At 73.3% G+C, this 24,133-nt stretch carries 18 protein-coding genes; 9 read left to right on the top strand and 9 right to left on the bottom strand.

Annotated elements, in window-relative coordinates:
• Nucleotides 1–105: 105 nt before the first annotated feature.
• Nucleotides 106–855 carry an HAD family hydrolase gene (locus GNZ18_RS21775; RefSeq protein WP_156218492.1) on the bottom strand — a complete coding sequence of 250 codons (750 nt, stop codon included), beginning with the start codon at nucleotides 853–855 and terminating at the stop codon, nucleotides 106–108.
• Between the two features lie 149 nt (nucleotides 856–1,004).
• Between GNZ18_RS21775 and gnd the strand changes: the two genes are divergently transcribed.
• The 6 genes from gnd to GNZ18_RS21745 all read left to right on the top strand — a co-directional run bounded on the left by gnd (nucleotide 1,005) and on the right by GNZ18_RS21745 (nucleotide 11,925).
• The gene (gnd, locus tag GNZ18_RS21770; protein ID WP_156218362.1) at nucleotides 1,005–2,429 is read left to right on the top strand and encodes an NADP-dependent phosphogluconate dehydrogenase; all 1,425 of its coding nucleotides are present in this window, start codon (nucleotides 1,005–1,007) and stop codon (nucleotides 2,427–2,429) included.
• 127 nt (nucleotides 2,430–2,556) lie between these two features.
• The gene (locus GNZ18_RS21765) at nucleotides 2,557–6,723 is read left to right on the top strand and encodes a wHTH domain-containing protein (RefSeq protein WP_156218361.1); all 4,167 of its coding nucleotides are present in this window, start codon (nucleotides 2,557–2,559) and stop codon (nucleotides 6,721–6,723) included.
• Nucleotides 6,724–7,031: 308 nt separating this feature from the next.
• Nucleotides 7,032–9,536 (top strand): DEAD/DEAH box helicase, encoded by a 2,505-nt coding sequence (locus GNZ18_RS21760; protein ID WP_312874659.1) that lies wholly within the window; start codon nucleotides 7,032–7,034, stop codon nucleotides 9,534–9,536.
• Nucleotides 9,537–9,556: 20 nt separating this feature from the next.
• A complete protein-coding gene (locus GNZ18_RS21755) occupies nucleotides 9,557–10,354 on the top strand; it encodes a carbon-nitrogen hydrolase family protein (RefSeq protein ID WP_214617905.1) in 798 nt (265 codons plus the stop codon).
• Between the two features lie 69 nt (nucleotides 10,355–10,423).
• Nucleotides 10,424–11,266: an LLM class flavin-dependent oxidoreductase gene (locus GNZ18_RS21750; protein WP_156218359.1), complete on the top strand. Its 843-nt coding sequence runs from the start codon at nucleotides 10,424–10,426 to the stop codon at nucleotides 11,264–11,266.
• Between the two features lie 89 nt (nucleotides 11,267–11,355).
• Nucleotides 11,356–11,925 carry a hypothetical protein gene (locus GNZ18_RS21745; protein WP_156218358.1) on the top strand — a complete coding sequence of 190 codons (570 nt, stop codon included), beginning with the start codon at nucleotides 11,356–11,358 and terminating at the stop codon, nucleotides 11,923–11,925.
• Between the two features lie 5 nt (nucleotides 11,926–11,930).
• On the opposite strand, the gene GNZ18_RS21740 is transcribed toward GNZ18_RS21745, so the two are convergent.
• The 5 genes from GNZ18_RS21740 to GNZ18_RS21720 form a co-directional block, all read right to left on the bottom strand.
• Complete coding sequence (locus GNZ18_RS21740; RefSeq protein WP_156218357.1) at nucleotides 11,931–13,313, bottom strand: FAD-binding oxidoreductase; 1,383 nt, start codon at nucleotides 13,311–13,313, stop codon at nucleotides 11,931–11,933.
• A gap of 20 nt (nucleotides 13,314–13,333) precedes the next feature.
• Complete coding sequence (locus GNZ18_RS21735) at nucleotides 13,334–13,888, bottom strand: Clp protease N-terminal domain-containing protein (protein WP_156218356.1); 555 nt, start codon at nucleotides 13,886–13,888, stop codon at nucleotides 13,334–13,336.
• 3 nt (nucleotides 13,889–13,891) lie between these two features.
• Complete coding sequence (locus tag GNZ18_RS21730; protein ID WP_156218355.1) at nucleotides 13,892–14,125, bottom strand: helix-turn-helix domain-containing protein; 234 nt, start codon at nucleotides 14,123–14,125, stop codon at nucleotides 13,892–13,894.
• 61 nt (nucleotides 14,126–14,186) lie between these two features.
• Complete coding sequence (locus GNZ18_RS21725; protein WP_214617909.1) at nucleotides 14,187–15,227, bottom strand: CNNM domain-containing protein; 1,041 nt, start codon at nucleotides 15,225–15,227, stop codon at nucleotides 14,187–14,189.
• Entirely contained in the window at nucleotides 15,224–16,552 is a 1,329-nt protein-coding gene (locus GNZ18_RS21720; RefSeq protein ID WP_312874658.1) for a hemolysin family protein, read from the bottom strand. The genes GNZ18_RS21725 and GNZ18_RS21720 overlap by 4 nt, the downstream gene beginning before the upstream one ends.
• Nucleotides 16,553–16,776: 224 nt before the next feature.
• Between GNZ18_RS21720 and GNZ18_RS21715 the strand changes: the two genes are divergently transcribed.
• Both GNZ18_RS21715 and GNZ18_RS21710 read left to right on the top strand, forming a co-directional pair.
• The gene (locus GNZ18_RS21715; protein ID WP_156218354.1) at nucleotides 16,777–17,736 is read left to right on the top strand and encodes an MBL fold metallo-hydrolase; all 960 of its coding nucleotides are present in this window, start codon (nucleotides 16,777–16,779) and stop codon (nucleotides 17,734–17,736) included.
• Nucleotides 17,736–19,280: an FAD-dependent monooxygenase gene (locus GNZ18_RS21710; protein WP_156218353.1), complete on the top strand. Its 1,545-nt coding sequence runs from the start codon at nucleotides 17,736–17,738 to the stop codon at nucleotides 19,278–19,280. The genes GNZ18_RS21715 and GNZ18_RS21710 overlap by 1 nt, the downstream gene beginning before the upstream one ends.
• Here the strand turns inward: GNZ18_RS21710 and GNZ18_RS21705 are convergent.
• Nucleotides 19,277–20,119, bottom strand: a complete 843-nt coding sequence (locus GNZ18_RS21705) for an EamA family transporter (protein ID WP_156218352.1) — start codon at nucleotides 20,117–20,119, stop codon at nucleotides 19,277–19,279. The two genes, GNZ18_RS21710 and GNZ18_RS21705, sit on opposite strands and share 4 nt — an antisense overlap.
• 198 nt (nucleotides 20,120–20,317) lie before the next feature.
• On the opposite strand from GNZ18_RS21705, the gene GNZ18_RS21700 reads away from it, so the two are divergent.
• Nucleotides 20,318–21,370 carry a coiled-coil domain-containing protein gene (locus tag GNZ18_RS21700; protein ID WP_156218351.1) on the top strand — a complete coding sequence of 351 codons (1,053 nt, stop codon included), beginning with the start codon at nucleotides 20,318–20,320 and terminating at the stop codon, nucleotides 21,368–21,370.
• Nucleotides 21,371–21,762: 392 nt separating this feature from the next.
• On the opposite strand, the gene GNZ18_RS21695 is transcribed toward GNZ18_RS21700, so the two are convergent.
• Nucleotides 21,763–22,041 carry a hypothetical protein gene (locus tag GNZ18_RS21695; protein WP_156218350.1) on the bottom strand — a complete coding sequence of 93 codons (279 nt, stop codon included), beginning with the start codon at nucleotides 22,039–22,041 and terminating at the stop codon, nucleotides 21,763–21,765.
• 109 nt (nucleotides 22,042–22,150) lie between these two features.
• On the bottom strand, nucleotides 22,151–24,028 hold the full coding sequence (locus GNZ18_RS21690) for a CASTOR/POLLUX-related putative ion channel (RefSeq protein WP_308166056.1): 1,878 nt from the start codon (nucleotides 24,026–24,028) through the stop codon (nucleotides 22,151–22,153).
• Nucleotides 24,029–24,133: the final 105 nt, after the last annotated feature.

Here is a 24,133-nt window from a genome sequence, read left to right as displayed (position 1 = left end):
CGGTCCAGGCGCAGCTCCGGCTCCCGCACGCACCACGGCTCCACCAGGTACACCGGACGATCCGCGGCGCCCTGGGCCTCGCTCTCGTTCACTCGCCCACCCCGTTCACTCGCCTTCCAGCAGTTCGGACAGGTCGTCGACGACCACGTCCGCGCCGTGCTCCCTGAGGTCCGCCGCGTGGCCCGGGTCCACCCGGTTGACGCCCACCACGTAGGCGAACCCGCCCGCGCGGCCCGCCTCGACACCGGCCAGCGCGTCCTCGAACACCACCGCCCGCTCCGCGGGGACCCCCACCTCCCGGGCGCCCTCCAGGAACATGTCGGGCGCGGGCTTGCCGGGCAGGTTCCGCTCGGCCGCGGTGACGCCGTCGACCCGCGCGTCGAACAGGTCGGTGATCCCGACGGTCTCCAGCACCTGCGCGGTGTTGGCGCTGGAGGACACCACCGCCGTCCGCAGCCCCGCCTCCCGCGCCGCGCGGACATAGCCGACCGACCCGTCGAACACCTCCACGCCCCGCTCCTTGATGATCTGAAGGACGAGGGCGTTCTTGCGGTTCCCCAGCCCCCGGACGCTCTCCCGCTCCGGCGGGTCGTCCGGCGAGCCCTCCGGCAGCGTGATGCCGCGCGAGGTCAGGAACGAGCGCGTCCCGTCCTCGCGCTTCTTGCCGTCCACGTACGCGCCGTAGTCCTTGACCGGATCGAACGGGACGAACGTCCCGCCCGTCCGCTCCGCGTGCTCGCGCAGGAAGCCGTCGAACATCTCCTTCCACGCGGCGGCGTGCACCGCCGCCGTCCGGGTCAGCACCCCGTCGAGATCGAACAGACACGCCTGAGCCCCGTCGGGCAGTCCCAGCATCCGCACCCCCTGGAGAATGTATGTATCGGACGGGTCGCCCCTTCCCACGCGGGCACACCCTCACGCATGGGAAGCCTGTGACCTCGCGGGACGTTCATGATCTACGCAAGACCCCTCGGCCAGGTTCGCACACCAGGAGGAGAGAACCAATGGAGAAGGCCCGCATCGGCGTCACCGGACTGGCGGTGATGGGCCGCAACCTGGCCCGCAACCTCGCCCGGCACGGCCATCCCGTCGCCGTCCACAACCGGACCTCCGCCCGCACGAAGGCGCTGGTCGAGCAGTTCGGCGACGAGGGAACGTTCCTGCCCGCCGACACGCCCGAGGAGTTCGTGGCCTCCCTGGAGCGGCCCCGCCGCCTCGTCGTGATGGTCAAGGCGGGCGCGCCCACCGACGCCGTCATCGAGGAGTTCGCGCCGCTGCTGGAGCCCGGCGACATGATCGTCGACGGCGGCAACGCGCACTTCGCCGACACCCGCCGCCGCGAGGCCGCCCTGCGCGAACGCGGCCTCCACTTCGTCGGCGCCGGGATCTCCGGCGGCGAGGAGGGCGCCCTGCACGGCCCCAGCATCATGCCGGGCGGCTCCGCCGAGTCCTACGAGGCGCTCGGCCCGCTCCTGGAGGACATCTCCGCCAAGGTCGACGGCGACCCCTGCTGCGCCCACGTCGGCCCGGACGGCGCCGGGCACTTCGTCAAGATGGTGCACAACGGCATCGAGTACTCCGACATGCAGCTGATCGCCGAGTCCTACGACCTCCTGCGGCACGCCGCCGGCCTCGCCCCGGCCGAGATCGCCGAGGTCTTCCGCACCTGGAACACCGGGCGCCTGGAGTCCTACCTCATCGAGATCACCGCCGAGGTCCTCGCGCACACCGACGCCGCCACCGGCAAGCCGTTCGTCGACGTCGTCCTCGACCAGGCCGAGCAGAAGGGCACCGGTCGCTGGACGGTCCAGACCGCCCTCGACCTCGGCGTCCCCGTCGGCGGCATCGCCGAGGCCGTCTTCGCCCGCTCGGTCTCCGGCCACGCCGTCCTGCGCGAGGCGTCCCGCCACCTGCCCGGCCCGACCCGCGCGAAGGTCGCCGGCTCCTCCTTCGCCGACGCCGTCGAGAAGGCCCTGTACGCCTCCAAGATCGTCGCGTACGCGCAGGGCTTCCACGAGATCCAGGCGGGCAGCGCCGAGTACGGCTGGAACATCGACGCCGGGTCCATGGCCGCGATCTGGCGCGGCGGCTGCATCATCCGCGCCGGCTTCCTCGACCGCATCCGCGCCGCCTACGCGGCCGACCCGCACACCCCGACCCTGCTCACCGACGCCCACTTCGCCGAGGCCGTCGGCGACGCCCAGGACGCCTGGCGCGAGGTCGTCGCCACCGCCGCCCGCATCGGCGTCCCGGCCCCCGGCCTCTCCACGGCCCTGGCCTACTACGACTCACTCCGCGCCGACCGCCTGCCCGCCGCCCTCACCCAGGGCCAACGCGACTACTTCGGCGCCCACACCTACCGCCGCACCGACCGCGAAGGCACCTTCCACACCCTCTGGGGCGGCGACCGCACCGAAGTGGACGCCTGACGTCCCGGGCGCCCCTGGCACGTCTCGGGGGCGCCCGCCCGCCTGCTCCGGCCTGTTGGCGGATTCGGGTGGTCCGCCGTCTTCGGGACGTGTAGAGAGGTTCCCGGGGCGGGTGACGGGAGGCGGCATGGGGCGCGGGCAGCGAATCGACCAGGCGAACTGGCCCGGTGACGGCCCGCACCGACATCTCCTGGAACTCCTCGACCGGATCCATCAGGCGAACGGGCTGAAGAGCCGCCGCGCCATCGCCGCCGAGATGCACCTCGAATCGGCGTCCTACGTCAACGACTGGCTGCGCGGGCTGCGGCTCCCGGTGGACGCCCGGCAGGTCGAAGCCCTGGTCAGGGTGCTGGACGGCGATGACGCCGATGTCCGCGCTGCCGTCCGGCTGTACGAGGAGGCCACGGCCGCCGCCGTTTCCCATCCGTGGGCCGCCCTGGCGGAGGGGCACATCGCGTGGACGCTGGTCGACGCGCGGCGCGACGCCTCGGCCTTCCAGGAGGCGGCGACCGCGATCGCCGAACGGCTCGGGGCCCTCTCGTCCGAGGCCGAGGCGGGTTCGCGCGACGATCCCTGGCTCGACACCGAACTCGCCGCCCGCTTCACCAGGTGGACCGACTGGCTGCTGAGGACGACCCTCGCCGAGGCCACCTGCGACCTGTCCCCGGCCGAGGCGGCGCTGTTAACGCTCGTCCCCTTGCTGCACCACACCCACATGGCCCGCACGCTCGCCGCACTTCGCGAGATCGACCCTCTCGACCTCGGCAGCGGTCGCGGTGACGGGCCGCGCCGCGAGTACGAGACGTTTCTGGGCGGCCGGCGTGAACTGGTCGACCGGGCGACGGCCCGGCGCCTGCCCGACCGTGACTCCGCCGCGTCCGAGATCGGCTGGTGGCTGTTCCGCCGCTGGGTGGTGCGGTTTCCGCAGTCCTACCGGCTGAGCACCGTCCGCGACCTGCTCTCGGCCGTGGACGCCCGCGATCCTCGGATGCGGGACGAGGTGCTGGCCGCGAAGACCGTCCAGCGGTTTCTGGCCGCGCTGCGGCTCGACCTGTCCGAACTGGGCGACACCGACCGCAAGAACGCGCCGCAGTTCGAGACCGTGCTGTTCGCTGGCGAGCCGCACGAGCAGCGCGTCCGGGAACTGCTGATCGGGCAGGTGCTCTCGGTCGCCTACGCACTGACGATCGACCTCGTCCGGCTCCCTGAGATCGTCGCACGGCACCTCGGCATCCCGCACCCGGTCGATCTGGCAGAGCTGCGCGAGACCGTGGGGAGCCGCGCGAAATGGGTGCTGCAATCGGACTGCCTCGTCCTGCGCGCCGACTGCCATCACCCGGCGGAGCTTGAGGGCCTCCGCCAGTACGCGGGCCAGGTGGACGCCTTGCTCTACGCGATCCGGCAGGGGTGCGGGGACCACCACACCATGCAGGCGCTCACACGCCTGCCGTCCCGCGCGTCGGCGGATGACGTCCGTCCCGACACCGACGACGACGGTCGGCTGCTCTTCCAGCGGGTCAGCCGGTTCCGGCTCGACGAGCGCCGCGTCCAGGACCTGCTGATGGGGGAGCAGCTCTACCAGGACCGCGGCCTGGCCATCCGCGAGCTGTACCAGAACGCCCTCGACGCCTGCCGCTACCGCCGCGCCCGTCTCGCCTACCGCAGGCAGGGCGACTGGGCCGACGACTGGGAGGGCCGCATCCGCTTCACCCAGGGCGTGGACGAGAACGGCCGCGCCTACCTCGAATGCCTCGACAACGGCATCGGCATGACGGAGGCGGTCCTCACCGACGTCTTCGCCCAGGCGGGAACCCGCTTCACCGACACCACCGAGTTCCTGGTCGAGTCCGCCGACTGGAAGAGCTCCGATCCGCCCATCCCGTTCCACGCCAACAGCCGCTTCGGCATCGGCGTCCTGAGCTACTTCATGATCGCCGACGAGATCGAGGTCATCACCCGGCCCCTGGACCGAGGCCACCGCCCGCACCCGACGCTGAAGGTCTCGATCTTCGGTCCTGGGCATCTGTTCCGCATCGAGCACCTCCCGGACGACCGGCCCGCGGGCACTTCGGTGCGCCTCTTCCTCCGTGCGGGGGAGGAGTCACCGTCCTGCGTTGAGGAACTGCGGCGGCTGCTCGGCATCGCCGAGTTCGAGACCCGCGCGATACACGGAAACCAGGCCGAGAGGTGGGAGCCGGGGGTGCTCAAGGAGCGCGTCCGCCCCTCGTGGGAGCCCGACGGGCTCGACGTCCACGGGAATTTCGTGTCGTGGATCGACGGCCGCGGCGGCCAGGTGGTCTGGTGCGAGAACGGCGGCGGCTTGCTGGTGGACGGCCTATACGTACGGCCTGCCGTGCGCCGCGGAGTCTTCGCGGGCAGCACGGGCGGACGGCTGCGCGGCGCCATCGTCAACCTGACGGGCGAGTACGCGCCCGAGAAGCTCTCCGTCGACCGGCGGCAGGTCCTCTCAGACGTTTCGGTCACTGCTGAGCATCTCCTCATCGCCGCCATGGACGAGTTGATGTCGGCGGACCGCCCTGAATTCGACGTCGGCTGGGTGGCCGCGGTGACGGCGGCCAGCCCAAGGCTCGCCGACCTCATCATCGAAAAGGCAGGTCAACTGCGCCGCCAGGTCACGATGGACATCGGGCCTCTGGACGTCCGCCGCGTCGGCTGCTTCCTCCAGGACTCCTTTCTCGTCTGGGCCGATGATCGAATCTCGCACGGGCAGACGAGCGACTCATCGGATCTGTGGCGCTGGGACTTCGGGCGGGAGGTCGCGGATCATGTGCTGCTATGGCGCCTGATCGTCAACGGATTCGACTTCGATCGAGTCCTTACAGGGATGAGGCGGCCGCGGATCGAGAACATCCTTCCGGGACGGCCTTCCGACACGTTGCTGCTCGGAAGTAACGTCGGTGGTCGCAGCACTCAAGACGACCTCCCGGTGGCGGCCTGGAGCTGGGCGCGAAATGATCTCCGTGTCTCTCCAGGGCATGTCCTCTGGACAGCCAAGCTGCTCGGCACCTCTCCACGTGAAGCGGCCCAGCGGGCTGTCGAGTTGGGCATTCATGAGCTGGACCCAGAAAGGTTCTCGGCGGAGCAGCACGGCGGTCATCTCGATCTCGCCCTGCTGAGCCTGAGCCAGACCGGCGGGCCCGAATGGCTGGCTACCTCGGAGGTGGTGCCCGTCGGTCACATCGCGGCAATCGCCGTCCGGTTCGGCGTTGGTCTCTCCGAGTTGCGGGAACGGCTGGAAGGCTACGGCTTCCAGGTGGCCGCATCTCAGATGGCTCCCACTGAACCGTCGGAAGCAGACCTGCGCCTTCTCTCCTGGCAGGAGGGCGCCATGGACTGGATTCTGCATAACGGTCGATCGCTGCCGGCTTCGCATCTCGTTCGATGCGCTCGGGAACTTGACATCCCGATCGCCGAGGTATGCCGCAGGCTGGAGGAGTTCGGCTTCATCACTGATCCCCGCTCGCTGCCCGATCGGCCTGATGCTGAAGACGCAGTTCTCTTCGGCTGGAAGCTCACGTGGAGGGAGAAAGGAGAATACGACGGGAGCGGTCCGCTTCACGCGATCCATCTCCTTCGGGCCGCCCTCCGACTGAATCGGCCGGTCCGTGACGTCGCCTCGCGGCTTGCAGGCTACGGGATCGAGGTTCCGGACCGCCTGCCGGACCGCATCGAACCCGGGGACCTCCAAATACTCGGGCGTGAGGTGCACACGCTGTCGCCTTGGTGGCGCCCTGCGGAACCTGTCCTCCTCCCGCACGTGGCCGTGGTGAGCGGCAGGACCGGAACCGCTCCCGGCCGAGTCGTGGAACGGCTCTCGGCGTACGGCATGCATGTGGCCGTGTCACCGGCCGATATCTCTGATGCGATTGACGAGAGAGCTTTGCAAATGCTCTCGGAAGACTCCGATGGCGAGCCTCCCTGGCTTGATGCGGCGGCGCCCGTACCGGGTTGGCACCTCGTCCGAGTCTTCGGTACGTCCGGTGCCTCCATTCGCTACGTAGCCGACCGGTTGGCAGGCTTGGGGATGGACGTGTCGGGCTCGGAGCTTCCAGATCCGGCCGACATCGTGCTGCTCCGCGCTGTTCGCAACGGGGTGATCGCGTGGCTCAACCATAGGGATCCGGTGAACCTGTTCCACTTGCTCACCGTCTCGCGGAAGGCCGGGATGAGTGTGCGGGACGCGGCGGAGCGGCTGCGGTGGTTGGGCATGGACGTCCCGGACGTCGACGAGAGCATCGCCGACGCGATGCGGAGGCTCCCCAGAAAGCGCTGAACGCATGCGGCGGGTGTGCGCTCGCGTGCCATCCTTCTCCAGAAAATCACAGGTCAAGGGCGTGATCCCCCATGGTCGACGCCGTGTCACGCTGGCGCACGGACGGCGATGGTCCCGGCGGCGCAGGCTGCTTCTGTCTGCGAGTGAGCGACGGGAGTGGTGGACGTGGGGACGATCGTCGGGCTGGCCCCGGTGGCCGGGGGAGTGCTCAATGTGGTGGCGGCCGGGGTCGGGCTTTGGGCCGCGATGCTGGCGTGGAGGGGGAGGGGGTGACGCGGGGAGTAGCCCGACAGGGGCAGGATGGAGGGGTGAGTCTTATCGATGAGCTGCCTACCGGAAACGACGCCGATCCCGATTCGCTGTTCGAGGCGTTCGAGAGATGGGTGTCGGGGCGCGGGATCACGTTGTATCCCGCGCAGGAGGAGGCGCTCATCGAGGTGGTCTCCGGCGCCAACGTGATCTTGTCGACGCCGACCGGGTCGGGGAAGAGCCTGGTGGCGGCGGGGGCGCTGTTCGCGGCGCTCGGCAAGGATCAGGTGGGGTTCTACACGGCGCCGATCAAGGCGCTGGTGTCGGAGAAGTTCTTCGACCTGTGCGAGATGTTCGGGCGCGAGAACGTCGGCATGATGACCGGGGACGCGAGCGTGAACGCGGACGCGCCGATCGTGTGCTGCACGGCGGAGGTGCTCGCCAGCATGGCGCTGCGGGACGGCGCCGACGCCGACATCGGCGTGGTGGTGATGGACGAGTTCCACTTCTACGCCGAGCCCGAAAGGGGCTGGGCCTGGCAGATCCCCCTGCTGGAGCTGCCCAGGACCCAGTTCCTGCTGATGTCGGCGACGCTCGGGGACGTCGCCTTCTTCCAGAAGGACCTGACGCGCCGGACGGGCCGTCCGACCGCGCTGGTGACCTCGGCGGAGCGGCCGGTGCCGCTGATCTACGACTACCGGGTGACGCCGCTGCACGAGACGATCGAGGAGCTGCTGGCCGAGCAGAAGGCGCCGATCTACCTGGTGCACTTCACGCAGGCGGCGGCGATCGAGCGGGCGCAGGCGCTGATGAGCATCAACGTGTGCACGAAGGCGGAGAAGGCCCGGATCGCCGAGCTGATCGGGAACTTCCGGTTCACGACGAAGTTCGGGCGGAACCTGTCGCGGTTCGTCCGGCACGGGATCGGGGTGCACCACGCGGGGATGCTGCCGAAGTACCGGCGGCTGGTGGAGCGGCTGGCGCAGGCGGGGCTGCTGAAGGTCATCTGCGGGACGGACACGCTGGGCGTCGGCGTCAACGTCCCGATCAGGACGGTGGTGTTCACCGCGCTGAGCAAGTACGACGGGCACCGGGTGCGGCGGCTGCGGGCGCGGGAGTTCCACCAGATCGCGGGGCGGGCCGGGCGCGCCGGGTTCGACACCGTCGGGTTCGTGGTGGCGCAGGCGCCCGACCACGTGGTGGAGAACGAGAAGGCGCTCGCGAAGGCGGGGGACGACCCGAAGAAGCGGCGGAAGGTCCAGCGCAAGAAGCCGCCGGAGGGGTTCGTCGGGTGGGACGAGGACACCTTCCGCAAGCTGCAGGAGGCCGAGCCGGAGATGCTCCGGTCCCGGTTCCAGGTCAGCCACGCGATGCTGCTGTCGGTGATCGCGCGTCCGGGCAACGCGTTCCAGGCGATGAAGCGGCTGCTGACCGACAACCACGAGGAGCCCGCCGCGCGGCGGCGGCACATCTCGCGGGCGATCGCGATCTACCGGTCGCTGCTGGCGGGCGGGGTCGTGGAGGTGCTGCCCGAGCCCGACGACGCGGGACGGTACGCGCGGATCACCGTGGACCTCCAGGAGGACTTCGCGCTCAACCAGCCGCTGTCGACGTTCGCGCTGGCGACGTTCGAGATCCTGGACCCGGCGTCGCCCTCGTACGCGCTGGACGTGCTGTCGGTGATCGAGGCGACGCTGGACGACCCGCGCCAGATCCTCGCGGCGCAGGTGAACAAGGCGCGCGGCGAGGCCGTCGCGGAGATGAAGGCCGAGGGCGTCGAGTACGAGGAGCGGATGGAGCTGCTCCAGGACGTCGACCACCCGAAGCCGCTGGAGGACGAGCTGGACGCCGCGTACGAGATCTACCGGGCGGGGCATCCGTGGGTGGGCGACCATCCGCTGCGTCCGAAGTCGGTGGTCCGCGACATGTACGAGCGGGCGATGACGTTCACCGAGTACATCGGGTTCTACGAGCTGGCGCGGGGCGAGGGGCTCGTCCTGCGGTACCTGTCGGGGGCCTACAAGGCGCTCCAGCAGACGGTCCCGGAGTCGATCAAGACCGATGACCTGATCGACCTGATCGAGTGGCTGGGCGAGCTGGTCCGGCAGGTCGACTCCAGCCTGCTGGACGAGTGGGAGCAGCTCGCCAACCCCTCCGAGGAGGTGGACGAGCCGATCGAGGAGCGGGTCACGAAGGTGACCGCGAACGCGCGGGCGTTCCGGGTGCTGGTGCGCAACGCGCTGTTCCGGCGGGTGGAGCTGGCCGCGATCGAGCGGTACGGCGACCTGGCCGAGCTGGACCCGGACTTCGGCGCCGACGGGTGGCGGGAGGCGATGGACGGCTACTTCGCCGAGCACGAGGAGCTGCTGACCGGGCCCGACGCGCGCGGGCCGAAGCTGCTCCAGATCGAGGAGGTGCCGCAGGACGCGCTGTGGCGCGTCCGGCAGGTGTTCGACGATCCTGAGGGCGACCACGACTGGGGGATCTCCGCCGAGGTCGACCTCGCGGGATCGGACCAGGAAGGCGAGGCCGTCATCCATGTGACGGCCGTGAACCGGCTGTGACGGTGTTGGGAGGGAACGCGGTGGTGCAGGTAGCGGTGGGGCAGTACGCGCCCGGCGAGGACAAGGCCGAGAACACGGCCACCGTCCGCAAGCTGGTGGACGAGGCGGTCGGCGGCGGCGCGCGGGTCGTCGTGCTGCCGGAGTTCGCCCTGTTCACGGCGTCGCGGATGGACCAGCGGTTCCTGGACTCCGCCGAGCCGCTGGACGGCCCGTTCGTCGGCGCGCTGAAGGACGCGGCACGCCATCACGGCGCCTACGTCGTCGCGGGTCTGAACGAGCGGCTCGACGACCCGGACCGGATCGCCAACGCGCTCGTCGCCGCGGGTCCGGACGGGGAGGTCGCGGCGGTGTACCGCAAGATCCACCTGTACGACGCGTTCGGGTACAAGGAGTCGACGCTGGTCCGGCCCGGCGGGATCGGCGACCCGGAGACCTTCACGGTGGACGGCGTGACGTTCGGCATGCAGACCTGCTACGACGTCCGCTTCCCCGAGGTGACGCGCCGGATCGTGGACGCGGGCGCCGACGTCCTCGCGCTGCCCGCGCAGTGGGTGCCGGGCCCGCTCAAGGAGGACCACTGGCGCACGCTGGCGCGGGCCCGCGCGATCGAGAACACGATCTACGTGGCCGCCGCCGGGCAGTGCGCGCCGACCGGCGCGGGCAACAGCATGATCATCGACCCGATGGGCGTGGTCGTGGCGTCGCTGGGCGAGGGGCCCGGCGTGACCTCCGGGGAGGTCTCCTCGGAGCGGGTCGCGGCCGTCCGGAAGAAGAACCCGGCGCTGGAGCTGCGCCGTTTCACCGTGAACCCGCTCTGACCCGGGTGGACGCCGCGGGTCGTGATGCGCGGCTTGACGAATGAGTGAGCGCTCACTCAGAATGGGGTCATGACACAGCGACTCTTCCGGTTCGGATTGGTGGGGGCGGGCGCCCGGGACGGGCGGGAGTGGGCGGCGCTGGCGCGGCGGGGCGAGGATCTCGGCTTCGCGACGCTGCTGACCGCCGACACCGTCGCGACCCCGGCGCCCGCCGCGTCCCTGGCCGCGGCGGCGGCCGTCACGACGTCCCTGCGCGTCGGCACCTTCGTGGTCAACACCGCGACCCGCCCGGCGAACGCGGTGGCGTGGGAGGCGGCGTCGCTGGCGTTCGTCACCGGCGACCGGTTCGAGCTCGGGATCGGCGCCGGGCGGCCCGGCGGCGAGGGCGACGCGGCCGTGCTGGGCGTCCCCTACGGCTCGGGCGCCGAGCGCCTCGCGCAGGTCGAGCGGGTGCTCGACGCGGTCGAGCACCCGGCCGAGGGCCTGTACGGCGGGACCGGCGGCACCCCGCACGTGCTGGTCGCCGCGTCCCGGCCCCGGATGCTGGCGCTGGCCGCGCGCCGGGCGGGCACGGTCGCGTTCGGCGTCCCGCCGCTCACCGGCGAGGACGGCCTCGCCGAGCTGGTCGGCGTCGTCCGCGACGCGGCGGGGGAGCGGTTCGACGAGCTGGAGCTGTGCACGAGCGTGCACGTCGTCGGCGACGAGATCCCCGGATGGCTGCGGGGCCGGATGGGCGTGGACGCGGCGGACCTGGCCTCGTCCGGGTCCATCGCGATGCTGACCGGCACGCCGCGGGAGATGGCCGGCACGCTCAGCCGCCGCCGGGACGAGCTGGGCGTCTCGTACGTGACGGTGCCCGCGCCGTTCGCGGAGGCGTTCGCGCCCGTCGTGGAGCTGCTGGCCGGCCGCTGAACGCGTGAAGGGCGCCCGTGTGTATCGAGGTGGCAACGGTCATGGCGATTCTGTGTGCCTGAGCACGCACCCAGCGTGACCATCGGAGGGTGCGCCATTCCCGCGACAACCCGCCGCCGCGCTGTCCGCCCTCGGAGTACACGCGCGCCGCGCCCGCACCCCCGTCCCGTCGCCTGCTCCGGTCCCGCTCGTCCCTGCCGGCGGTCGCGGTCGGGGTCGTGCTCGCGGCCGGGATCGTGCTGATCCTCGCCTCCGGCCTGCTGCGCCCGTCCCCGGCGCACCGGCTCACCCCGGGCGCCGTCCCGACGACCCCGGCGGCGCCGCCGCCCTCGGTCCCGTCGCCAGAGGGCGCGCCCTCGCCGCCCGCCGCGTCCACGACGCGGACCCGGGAACCGGACGGCACACCGGTCCGGCCCCGGACGTCCGGCGTCCCGTCGCGCGCCGAGCGGAAGGCCCCGGCCGGGGCGTCCGCGCGCCCCGCTCCCCGGGTGCCGCGGCCGCGCCCGGCGCCGCGTCCGCGCTCCACGCGCCGCCCGCCCGACGGGCCGCCGCCGACACCCGCGTGGATCACGGCGGAGTGCCGGCGGCGGTACCCGCGGGACGCGACGCGCCGGGCGGCCTGCGTCGCCGCGCTCACCGGGCTCGGCGGGCGGCGCTGAGGCGGTCAGGACGGGTCGCCGAAGACCTTCCCCGGGTTGAAGATCCCCGCCGGGTCGAGCGCCGCCTTGACCGCGTGGTGCAGGGCGACGACGGCCGGGTCCAGCTCGTCGTGCAGGCCGCGCCGCTTGAGCAGCCCGACGCCGTGCTCCCCGGTCACGGTGCCGCCGAGGTCGAGCGCGCCCGCGATGATCTGGTCGAAGGCGCGGACGGCGCGGACGCGGGCCGCCTCGTCGTCGGCCGGGACGATGATCATCGGGTGCAGGTTGCCGTCACCGGCGTGCGCGACGTTGGCGATGTGGACGTCGTTCTCCACGGCGGCGGCCTCGACGCGGGTGAGCATCTCCGGGAGGAGCGCGCGGGGCACGCACACGTCGTCGGTCAGCACGGGGCCGAGCCGCTCCATCGCCGGGTAGGCGAGCCGCCGCGCCTCGAACAGCGCGTCGGCCTCCTCCTCGTCGGTGGAGCGGACGGCCCAGTTCGCCCCGGCCTCCTCGAACAGCCGCACCATCGCGTCGGCCTCCGCCTCGCCCGCCTCGCCCGGCAGGTCGGTGCGGCCGAGCAGCAGCACCTCCGCGTCGTCGGACAGGCCCATGTTGCGCCACTCGTCCACCGCGCGCAGGACGTGCCGGTCGACCAGCTCCAGCGCGCTCGGGACGATCCCGGCGGCGGTGACGGCGCCGACCGCCTTGCCCGCGGTCTGGAGGTCGGGGAACGAGCCGACGATCGTGCGCTCGGCCGCGCGGGCGCTCCGCAGCCGCACGGTCACCTCGGTGACCACGCCGAGCGTGCCCTCCGAGCCGACCATGAGGCCGCACAGGTCGTAGCCGGTGACGCCCTTGGCGGTGCGGTGGCCGAGCCGGACCACCTCGCCGCGCCCTACCACCGCCTGTACGGCCAGCACGTAGTCGCGGGTCACGCCGTACTTGACGCAGCAGAGCCCGCCCGCGTTGGTCGCGACGTTCCCGCCGATCGTCGACCAGGGCGAGCTGGAGGGGTCCGGCGGGTACCACAGGCCGTGCTCCGCGCACGCCTTGCGCAGGTCGTCGTTCACCACGCCCGGCTGGACGACCGCCAGCCGCTCGACCGGGTCGATCTCGATGATCTCGTTCATCCGCTCCAGCGAGAGCAGGACGCAGCCCTCCAGGGCGTTGGCGCCGCCCGACAGGCCGGTGCCCGCGCCGCGCGGGACGACGGGGACGCCGTGCTCGGCGCAGAGCTCGACCACGGCCCGCACGTCCTCCACGGACTGGGCGCGCACGAGCGCGGCGGGCGTTCCGTAGGGCGCCCAGGGCGCCTCGTCCCGCGCGTACGCGGCGGTGACGCCGGGGTCGGTCACGACCCGTTCGGCGGGAATGCGGTCCTTCAACGACACCACAAGATCGGCCATGGACCTTAAACAACCACAGATCAGGCGGCTTTGGACGTGAGCAGCCCTGTGATGTCTGCCCGGAGTTCCCCGAGGTCGACCCCGGCGCCGACCAGCAGCCGCGCCGAGCGGAACGACTCGTCGTGCAGGAGGCCGAGCAGGAGGTGCCCGGCGGCGATGCGCTTCTGCTTGAGCCGGATCGCCTGCCGGAGGCTCAGTTCGAGGGACTTCTTCGCGTCGGGGGTGAACGGGATGTGCCCCCGGAGCACGCCGCGCGGACGGCCCGCCCCGGCCGGGACGTCCAGCGCCCCCGCGCCGAAGGTCTCCTCGGTGGCCTGCCGGACGGCGTCCAGGTCGATGCCGATGGCCCGCAGCGCCTCGGGGTCGAGCGGCTCCCCGGCCGCCCGGACGATCCGGGCGCGCAGGTCGGCGGCGTCCGGGCCGTGCCGCCCGAGCGGCGCCACCGTGGCGTCGCCGCCGGCGCGCAGGGCCAGCAGCAGGTGCTCGGTGCCGACATGGTGGTGGCCCAGCGCGCGCGCCTGCTCCTGCGCGCCCTCGACCGCCCGCCGGGCACCCTCGGTGAAACGCTCGAACATCCCCTACCGCTCCTTCTTGAGAAGGCGGCGACCGCCGCCGTGCTTCTTGTGGACGGCCTGCCTGCTGACACCGAGGCACACCGCGATCTCCTGCCAGGACCAGCCGCGCTCGCGGGCGCTCGCGACCTGGAGCGCCTCCAGGCGTTCGGCCAGCTCGCGGAGCGCGCGGACGGCCCGCAGCCCCACCGCCGGGTCCTTGCTGCCCGCCTCCCGGGCGAGCGTCACTCCATCGCTCATGGCTGTCAATGTAGGTTGACATCAGGGGCCATGTCAACCGATGTTGACGGCTGCCGTGGGTTCAGGCCGGGGTGAGCAGGGTGGTGAGCAGGTCGTCCAGGTTGATCAGGCCCACGACGCGGCCGTCGGGCGCCGTCGCCACGCCGAGCCTGCTGTGGTGGTCGCGCAGCACCGCGACCGCCCGGCCGACCGGCGTGCCGACCGGCAGCGCGGGCACCGGGTGCGCCAGCTCGCCGGCGGTCGTGTCCCGGCCCCGGGCCCGCGCCACGTAGGCGTCCCGGACGTGCACCATCCGCGCCTCGCCCCGCCCCGCCGGCGCCTCGCCCGGGAACGCGTCGCCGCGCACCATGATCCGCGTGCAGCCGGTGCGGACGGCGGTGTCGAGCACGTCCTGCGGGCTCGCCGAGGCGGGCACCGACACGATCTCCGCCACCGGGATGACCAGCTCGGCCAGCGGGGCGCGCGGGGCGTCCAGCGCGGCGGTGAGCAGCGACAGGTCGGCCTCCTCGATCAGCCCGAGCCGCCGCGACTCCTCGGCGATGCGGCGGAGCTGCTCGGGGGTGCGCGAGACCTCCCGCGACCCGTCCGGGGCGACGCCGACCGCGCGCAGCAGCAGGTTCGTGGCCCCGTTCAGCGCCGCCAGCACCGGCCGCACGAGCGCCGTGAACGCGCGGAACGGCAGCCCGAGGATGGTCGCCGAGCGCTCCGGGCCGGCGATCGCCCACGACTTCGGAGCCATCTCCCCGACCACCATGTGCAGGAACGTCACCAGGCCGAGCGCCAGCACGAACGCCACCGCGTGCGCGCCGCCGGACGGCAGCCCGGCCGCGTGGAACAGCGGCGCCAGCGTGCCCGCGAACACCGGCTCCGACACCAGGCCGAGGCCGAGCGAGCACATCGTGATGCCGAGCTGCGCGCCCGCGAGCGTCAGCGACAGCTCGGAGATGCCCGCGACCGCCGCGCCCGCCGCCCGGCTGCCGCGCGCGGCGGCCCGCTCCAGCCGGGGGCGTCTGGCCGCCACCAGCGCGAACTCGGTGGCGACGAAGAACCCGTTGCCGGCCAGCAGCGCCAGCGTGACCGGTGCGCCCAGCGCGAGGTTCACTCCCGCTCCCCCTCCACGGTGCGGATGCGGATCAGTTCCGGGACGTGGCGGCGGATCGTCAGCACCTCCACGACGGCGGCGCGCGGCGGCTCGTCCAGCCGGGCGGGCTCCAGCTCGACGGTGACGACGTCGCCGGGCATGGCGACCCGGCCGAGCCGCTGGTGCAGCAGGCCCGCGACGGTCTCGTAGTCGCCCTCGGGCAGCGCGACGCCGGTCTCGTGCGCGACCTCGTCGACCCGCAGGCCCGCGTCGGTCGTCCACCACTCGCCGCGCCGGACCGCGAGGTCCTCCTCGGCGTCGTGCTCGTCGGCGATCTCCCCGACCAGCTCCTCCGCGACGTCCTCCCAGGTGACGATCCCGGCGAAGCCGCCGTACTCGTCGACCACGCAGGCCAGCGGCACCGCCGCGTCCCGCAGCCGCGACACCACGTCCGGCAGCGGCAGCGAGGAGGGCACCAGCAGCGGCGGGCGCGCGATCGCGCCGACCGGGACGCTCTCCGCCTCGCCCGGGTCCAGCCTGACCAGCTCGTCCAGGCCGACGACGCCGACGACGTCGTCCACCCGCTCGCCGAGGACCGGGTAGCGCGAGTGCCCGCCCGCCGTGATGACGTCGGTCAGCTCGGCCGCCCGCGCGGACGCCGGCACCGTCACCACGTCGACGCGCGGCACCATCACCTCCTCGGCGTCGCGGTCGGAGAAGGCCAGCGCGCGTTCGAGGAGGTCGGCGTGCCCCTCGCCGAGCTGCTCGCCCGACTCGCCGATGATGTGCCCGAGCTCCTCCAGCGTCGCGCCGTGGTGCAGCTCCTCCACCGGCTCGATCCCGGCGGCCCGGACGAGCCGGTTCGCCGACGCGTCGAAGAACCGGATCAGCGGCGCCGCCACCGCCAGGTAGACCAGCGTGGACGCGGCGAGCGCCCGCGCCAGCGGCTCCGCCCGCGCGAGCGCCAGGTTCTTCGGGAACAGCTCGCCCAGCACCATCTGCACGATCGTGGCCAGCGCGAACCCCAGCGCCACCGCCACGCCGCCCGACGCGCCCGCCGGCACGCCCGCCGCCCGCAGCGCCGGGCCGATCAGGTCGGCGAGCGCAGGCTTGGCGATGAACCCGACCACCAGGGCCGTCACCGTGATCCCGAGCTGCGCGCCCGACAGCATGAACGACAACCGCTCCATCACCCGCACCGCCCGCGCCGCCGCGCGGTCGCCCTCGGCGGCGCGCTGGTCGAGCAGCGGCCGGTCGGCGGTGACGAACGCGAACTCCTGCGCCACGAAGTAGCCGGTCGCCACCGTCAGCACGAGGACGGCCACCAGCCCGAGGACGGCGCCCACGCGTGCCTCCCCCCGCTCGCCCGCATCCGGTTAGCGATCTTTCTACCCGGTCCGCCCCGCCGGGAACGGCCGCCGGGCTGATCGTGATCGGGATGGTTATGCACCGCACCGGTGTGGAATGTAAACCTGCGCGTGAAATGTGATCGCGTGGAAGCCGACCACGCGCGTGAACGGCCCGCTCCCGGGGCCGACCCGGGGCGGCCACGAGTGCGAGGGGGCCGAGCATGCCCAGACCGTTCGCGTCGTCCGCCGACCTGGACGACAAGACGCAGACGCTGGAGGTCCTGGCCGACGGGGTGTACGCGCTCACGGCCGAGGGCGATCCGAACATCGGCGCCGTCGAGGGCGAGGACTTCCTCGTCTGCTTCGAGGCCCTCGCCACCCCGGCCGCGGCCCGCGACTGGCTGGCCGTGCTGCGCACCCACACCGACAAGCCGATCCGCTACCTCGTGCTGTCGCACTACCACGCGGTCCGGACGCTCGGCGCGAGCGCCTTCCACGCGCCGGTGATCATCGCGCACGACCGGACCCGCGCGCTGATCGCCGAGCGCGGCGAGCAGGACTGGGCGTCGGAGTTCGGGCGAATGCCCCGGCTGTTCCGCGAGCCGGAGACCATCCCCGGGCTCACCCGGCCGACCCTCACCTTCTCCAGCACCCTGACCATCGACCTCGGCGGCGACCGGGGCGACCTCGACCTCGCCTACTGCGGACGCGGCCACACCGAGGGCGACATCGTCGCGTGGCTTCCCAAGCACAGGGTCCTGTTCGCGGGCGACCTGGTCGAGACGCAGGCCGCGCTCTACACCGGCGACGCCTTCCACCGCGAGTGGGCGACGGGCACCCTCGACCACGTCGCCTCGTTCGGCGCCGAGACCCTCGTCGGCGGGCGCGGCGCCGTCGCGCACGGCCGCGCCGAGGCCCGCGCCGCGATCGACCAGACGCGCGGGTTCCTGGAGACGATGCTTCGCGAGACCGGCCGCGTCCGCGAGCGGGGCGGCACGCTGAAGGACGCCTTCGCCGCCGTCCACGCCGCGCTCGCGCCCGACTACGGCGGCTGGCCGATCTTCGAGCACTGCCTGCCGTTCGACGTCTCCCGCCTCTGGGACGAGCTGGACGGCGTCGAGCGCCCCCGCGTCTGGACGGCCGAACGCGACCGGCGGGTCTGGGCGGAGCTCCAGGACTGATGGGCGCCGCCGCCGCGCCCGTCGCCGTGGTCGGCGCGGGTCCGGTCGGGCTGACCGCCGCGCTGCTGCTCGCCCGGTGGGGCGTGCCCTCGGTCGTCCTCGAACGCCGCCCGCGCCGCGTGGAGGCCGGATCGCGGTCGATCTGCCAGCAGGGCGACGTCCTCGACATCTGGGCGGCGGCCGGGGCGGGCGCCATCGCCCGCGAGGGGCTCGCGTGGACGACCGCGCGCACCTACCACCGCGACCGCGAGCTGTTCTCCTGGACGTTCGACGACCCCGGGACGCTGCCGCCCTGCGTGAACATCTCCCAGGCCCGCACGGAGCGGCTGCTGGACGAGCGCGCCGCCGCCGAGCCGCTCGTGGAGGTCCGGTGGGGCAGCGAGGTCACGGCCCTCGACGAGGACGGCGACGGCGTGACCGTGCGGTGCGCGGACGGCTCGTCCGTCCGCGCCCCCTATGTGATCTGCTGTTCCGGCGGACGTCCCGAACTGCGCGAGTCCCTCGGCATCGGCCTGCCGGGCGAGAGCTTCGAGGACCGGTTCCTCATCGTCGACCTGCGCGCCGACCTGCCCGGCCGCGAGCGCGAGCGCCGCTTCTACTTCGACCCGCCCTGGAACCCCGGCCGCCAGGTGCTCATCCACCCGTGCCCCGACTCCTGCTACCGGATCGACTGGCAGGTGCCGCCCGACTTCTCACTGGCCGCCGAGACCGGCGCCGCGCTCGACCGCCGCATCCGGCAGATCATCGGCTCCCGCCCGTACGAGGTGGTCTGGGCGTCGGTCTACACCTTCCACTCCCGCGTCGCCGACCGGATGCGGGCCGGGCGCGTCCTGCTCGCGGGGGACTGCGCCCACCAGTACGCGCCGTTCGGCGCCCGGGGACTGAACTCCGGCGTCCCCGACGCGGAGAACGCCGCCTGGAAGGTCGCGTTCGTGCTGCGCGGCTGGGCCCCGCCCGCCCTGCTCGACAGCTACGACGCCGAACGCCGCGCCGCCGCCCTGGAGAACCTCGACGTGACGACGGCGACCATGCGCTTCCTCGCCCCGCAGACCGAACGGGAGCACGCGGCCCGCGCCGGCGCGCTGGAGCGCGCCGCCGCCGACCCCGCCGCCGTCGGGGCGGTCGACTCCGGACGGTTCGCCGAGCCGTTCTGGTACACCGCGTCGCCGCTGACCACGCCCGACCCGGCGCGGCCGCCCACCGGACGCCCGCCCAAGGGCGCCGTCCACCCGCCCGCGCCCGGCGTGATCGTGCCGGACGCCCCGCTGCCGGGCGGCCGCCTCCGCGAACTGCTGCGGGACGGCTTCACCCTGCTGCTCACCCCCGGCGTCGAGGACGACCTCGCCGCCGGCATCACCGACGTCCCGCTGCGGGCGCTGCGGGTCGCCGACCTCGATCCGTCGGGCGGGCTCGCCGCCGCCCTCGGCCTGCGCCCCGGAGAGGTCTGGGTCGTCCGGCCCGACGCGCACCTCGCCGCGACCTTGCGGGCCCCCACGCCGGACGCCGTCGCCGCCGCCCTCCGCCGGGCCCTCGCCCGCCCCTAGTGCACGGTGATCAGGACGGCGCCCGTCGCGACGACGCACGCCGCCGCGATCCGCCGGGGCCCGAGCCGCTCGGAGAAGAACACCGCGCCGATGACCGCCCCCGACACCACCCCGGTCTCGCGCAGCGCCGCCACCGAGGCCAGCGCCCCGCGCGTCTGCGCCCACAGCACGATCCCGTACGCGGTGACCGCGATCAGCGCCCCGGCCAGGCCGGTCAGCCACTGCCGCCGGTCCAGCCGGGTGATCGTCCTCGTGCCCCGGACCGCGATGACGGCCGCGACCGTCACCGGCCCCTGCAGCCCGAACAGCCACGCCGTGTAGGGCAGCACCCCGCCCGCCGCGCGCACCCCGACGCCGTCCACCAGCGTGTAGGACGCGATCGCCGCGCCGGTGAGCAGCGCCGCCGCCACCGCGCGCGGGTCGTGGGGCGTCTCGGCGGCGCGTCCGGCGAAGGCCAGCACCGCGAGCCCGCCGCAGACCGCGGCGATCCCCGCGGCCTGCGCGGGGGAGGGGCGCTCGCCGAGCCCGAACGCCGCCACCAGCGCGACGACGAGCGGCGCGCTGCCCCGCGCCAGCGGGTACACCTGCCCGAAATCACCCAGCTCGTACGACTTCAGCAGCAGTCCCATGTACACGATGTGCACGGCGACCGACGTCGCGAGCCACGGCCACGCGCCCCGGTCGGGGATGAGGCCGAGAGCCAGCAGCGGCGCGACGGCGATGGCCTGACCGAGCCCGATCAGGGCGAAGGTCGCCCAGCGGTCGGCCGCGCCCTTGGCGATGGCGTTCCAGATGGCGTGCAGGACTCCGGCGAGGATCACGGCGAGGGCGACGGTCATGCCGTACACCCCACCCCGGAACGGTCCGTCCAGGCAGTCATTTAGGCGGCGGCTAAATGGACCGGGGGAATGCGGGTATCACCGGACGGGCCCCGGTGAATGTTCGGATCCCGTGACAATCTGGAGGGTGCGCGGATACCCGTGGTAGCACGGTAGAACACGCGGGCGAATGCCCCAGGAACACGGTGGGGAGTGCCGATGAACGACGAATGCCGTCCCCGTCCCGTCGTCGATCCCGACATCGCGGAGGCCGACCGCGCACTGCTCACCGGGTCGCCCGAGCGGCTCGTCCCGGCGAGCGCGCCCGCGCCGCCGCGCCCGCGGCTGAGCCCCGCCACCGCCGCCGCGCGGCTCGTGTGGATCCCGGCGTTCGCGCTGTTCTACGGCGTCCTGCCGGGCGGCTGGCTGCGGCTGTTCTTCATCGCCTCCCTCGACCACGACGAACTGCTCGGCGACGCGGCGCGATGGGGGCGGCTGCCCGTCCTCGCGATGATGCTCACGCCCGCCCTCCAGATCGCGCTGATCCTCCTCGGATGGCCCGAGGTCGCCGCCGCGCTGGCCGGGGTGAGCTTCGCCGGCTGGGTGCTCGGCGCGCTGCGCCACGTCCGCGAGCCCGCCGCCGCCCGCACCGCGCGCGACCACCACGGCCGCTACCTGCTGGCCGCCGACTTCGACCGGCCCGCCGCGCGGCTGCTGGTGCGCGCCCAGCGCGCCGTCGACGCCGTCCTCGGCTCGCAGGCCCACGGCGCCGGGCTGCTGGACGCCGTCAACAACCGGGTCGTCCTGCCCCGGCAGGAATGGGCGATCGCGGAGGCCCTCGCCGAGCACACCCGGCTCCGCCGCGAACGCGCCGCGATGCGTCCCGAGCGGCTCTCGGAGAGCGTCCGCGCCCTGCTGGAGCCGCAGGACCGCGCGCTCGCGCTGTCGGTCCGCTCGGTGACGCAGCGGATCGAGGCGCTGGAGGGCTACGCCCGCCGCGCCCGCGAGACCGACGACGCCTACCACGAGTCGCGGGTGATCCAGGCGCTCCCCGAGCAGAACGCCCGCTACCGCGACCTGCTCGCGGGGACCGCGGGCGACGCGATGGCGGGCGCCGAGATCCGGGGCATGGCCGAGGACGCCCACCGCGCCGAGACCGCCCTCCGCGACCGCGTCGCCGTCGCGCTGCGCGCCGGCCAGGACCTCGTCCTCCCACCCGTCCCGGACGACGCGACACCCCACGGCACGACCCCGGGCGGCGCTGCCGCGTAGGCCGCAGCCCCCGTCGGGACCACACCGGACGGCACGATCCCGGGCGGCGCTGCCGCGTAGGCCGCAGCCCCCGTCGGGACCACACCGGACGGCACGATCCCGGGCGGCGCAGCCGCGTAGGCGCGGCGCTCGACGGGGACCACCGAACGGCGCGGCCTCGGCCGATGCAGCCGGGTGGGCCGCGACGCGCGAAGAGACCGCACCGGACGGCACCACTCCGGGCGGCGCAGCCGGGTAGGTGCGGCGCCCGACGGGGGCCGCACCGGACGGCACGGCTCCGGGCGGCGTGGCCGCGTGGGTCGCGGCAGCCGGCGGGGCGCACCCGGGGTGCGGCTTCGTAGGGTGCGCGGCTCCTGCGGTGCCGCTCCGGAGGAGGTTGCGCGGGGCGGCCCTTAGTTGGGGCGACTCCGGCCGTCGGTGCGGGAGATGATCCAGTCGGCGGTGCGCCGCGCGCGGACAATGCGGCGGCGCAGCCGCGGGCTCGGGCCCGCGCCCCGCCCGGAGGGGCCCGTCGACGCGTCGGCGGAGAGCCGGGTGCCCGCCCTCGCCAGCTCGGCCAGCAGCCGCCGCCTCGCGCGCGGATCGCCGGTCTCCAGAACGCAGGTGTAGAGGGCCTCGATCTCCGCGACGCGTGCTCCCAGCACCATCATCCGCTCGTCCACAATGATCACCCCGCGTGTCCATTGTGGGCGCCCACCGTGAGCCGGCGCACATTGTTTATCCGCGCGGCCGTTTATGGCCGGTCCGGAATATCGGCGACCGGATTTCGGAAGCGCGCCGTCAGTTCTCGGCGACGACGATCACGCGGTCCTCGGCGGCGAGCGTCAGCGGGGCGGTCTTGTCCGGGTTGAGGACGACGCCGTACCCGGGCGGCTCGTGGAAGCGGGCGTGCAGCCGGTAGCCGAGCGCGACCTCGCCGCGCCGCCGCGCCGACTCGATCAGCGTCGCGAAGTCGGCGGCGGCGCCCGGCACCAGGTAGTCCCCGGCGGGCTTGAGGTAGATCTCCGAGCCCGCGGAGTCGAGCAGGTCGGCGAACACGTCGTACAGGTGCCGGTTCTCGCTCAGCTGGGTCAGCATCAGGCTGATCAGCTTGTCGCTGACGACGAAGTCGTCGGCCTTGGTGACCTGCGCGACCTCCCGGTTGGCGTCGTCGTTGATCTCGCTGACGATCGAGAACGGGTCGCCGAGCGCGTCCTCCATGTCGCGCAGGTGCAGGAGTGTGACCAGCGTGCGGGCGTCGGCGTGCTCGCGGTCGAAGCCCTCGTCCGACAGCACGACGACGTGCTGGTAGGTGCCGACGTCGAGCGCCTCCAGCGAGGGGCGGTCGGTGGGCTCGGCGCGGCTGAAGCCGACCTTGAGGTTGGCGAACGGGGGCAGGACGCCGGTCGGGTCGTCGCGCGGCGCCGCCACGATCAGCTCCGAGCCGGGGGCGACGAAGTCGTCCAGCAGCTCGATGATCTTCGGGGCGCGGTGGTTCCAGCCGAGCAGCAGCGTCCGGCCCGGCTCCGGCTCGCGCGGGGTCGCGGTGGTGATCGCCTGCTCCCGGACGGGCGGCGGGGTGCCGCCGCCGAGCCGGATCAGCAGGTCGTCCTCGGCGAGCACGATGACCTCGTCGTCGGCGCGGATCACCGTGCCGCCCGGGGGGTTGAGCAGCACGGTCCCGTCGCCGCGCCGCAGCCCCGCCGGGACGCCGAGGTCGTAGGCCGACAGCGCGGCGCCGAACGGCATGCCCGCGAGCGCCGGCTCGCGGCGCATGTAGAACTCGTGGCCGGCGAAGTCGAGCAGCTCGGTGCAGACCTGCGAGAGGCCCGACTGCCGGTGCGACTGGACGATCAGCCGGATCGCGATGTCGTCGGCGTCGATCACGCGGGTCCGCTCGCCGCCCGCCAGCCGCGCGGCGGGCAGGTTCGCCGAGTCGTGCACGGCCGCCACGACGTGCGGGCTGGGGTCCTCGAAGGCGCGGGTGCCGAGCGAGAGCAGCACCTTGATGACGTGGGTGTCGGAGTCGGGGACCTCCGGCGACAGCACCATGATCGAGCGCGCCGTGCCGGGGCTGACCAGCTCCAGGTCGGCGACCTTCAGCGGGTTGCCCGTCCGGCACACGATCCGGGTGCGGCCGAACTCGCCGACGCGGGCGCGCAGCGCGTCCTCCATCTCGACCTTGTCGCGGTCGGCGAGGATCGCGACGCAGGAGCGGCGCTCGCTCTGGTTGGCCTCCACCAGCTCGGCGACGACCGTGAACACCTGCTCCGACCAGCCGAGCAGGACGGTGTGGTCGTGCTCGACGATCCGCGAGCGGCCCTTGCGCAGCTCACCGATCTTCGCCTCCAGACCGGTGGTGATCACGCCGATCAGCGAGCTGACGATGAAGATCCCGCCGATCGTGGACAGCAGCATCAGCGAGAGGAACGCGACGCCGCCGGAGTCGCCGCCCATCGTGCCGGGGTCGAGCGTGCGCAGCAGGCTCCGCCACACCATCCCGGGCCAGTGCCCGTTCCTGCCGCTGTCGGCCGGCGCGAGGACGACGGCGGCGGTGGCGACCACGAGGACGAGCGCGCCGGAGGCGAGGGCGAGCCAGCCGATGAGGGCGGGGGTCCCCTTCGACATCGTGGTGTCGAACCAGTAGCGGAGCCTGTCCCGCCGTGTCGCGCGTCCCAACCGTCCCTGCCCCCTTCGCCCAATTTCGCCCGCTAAGGGCGGGCCATACGGTTGATCTCCGCCATGCGAAATTCGGCCGTCCTGATTCGGTGGTCCGATTCGCCG

Source organism: Actinomadura litoris (genome assembly GCF_009733595.1).
Classification (GTDB): domain Bacteria; phylum Actinomycetota; class Actinomycetes; order Streptosporangiales; family Streptosporangiaceae; genus Spirillospora; species Spirillospora litoris.
The sequence above is the reverse complement of the archived record's forward strand: the minus strand, read 5'-3'. Positions and strand labels throughout refer to the sequence as shown.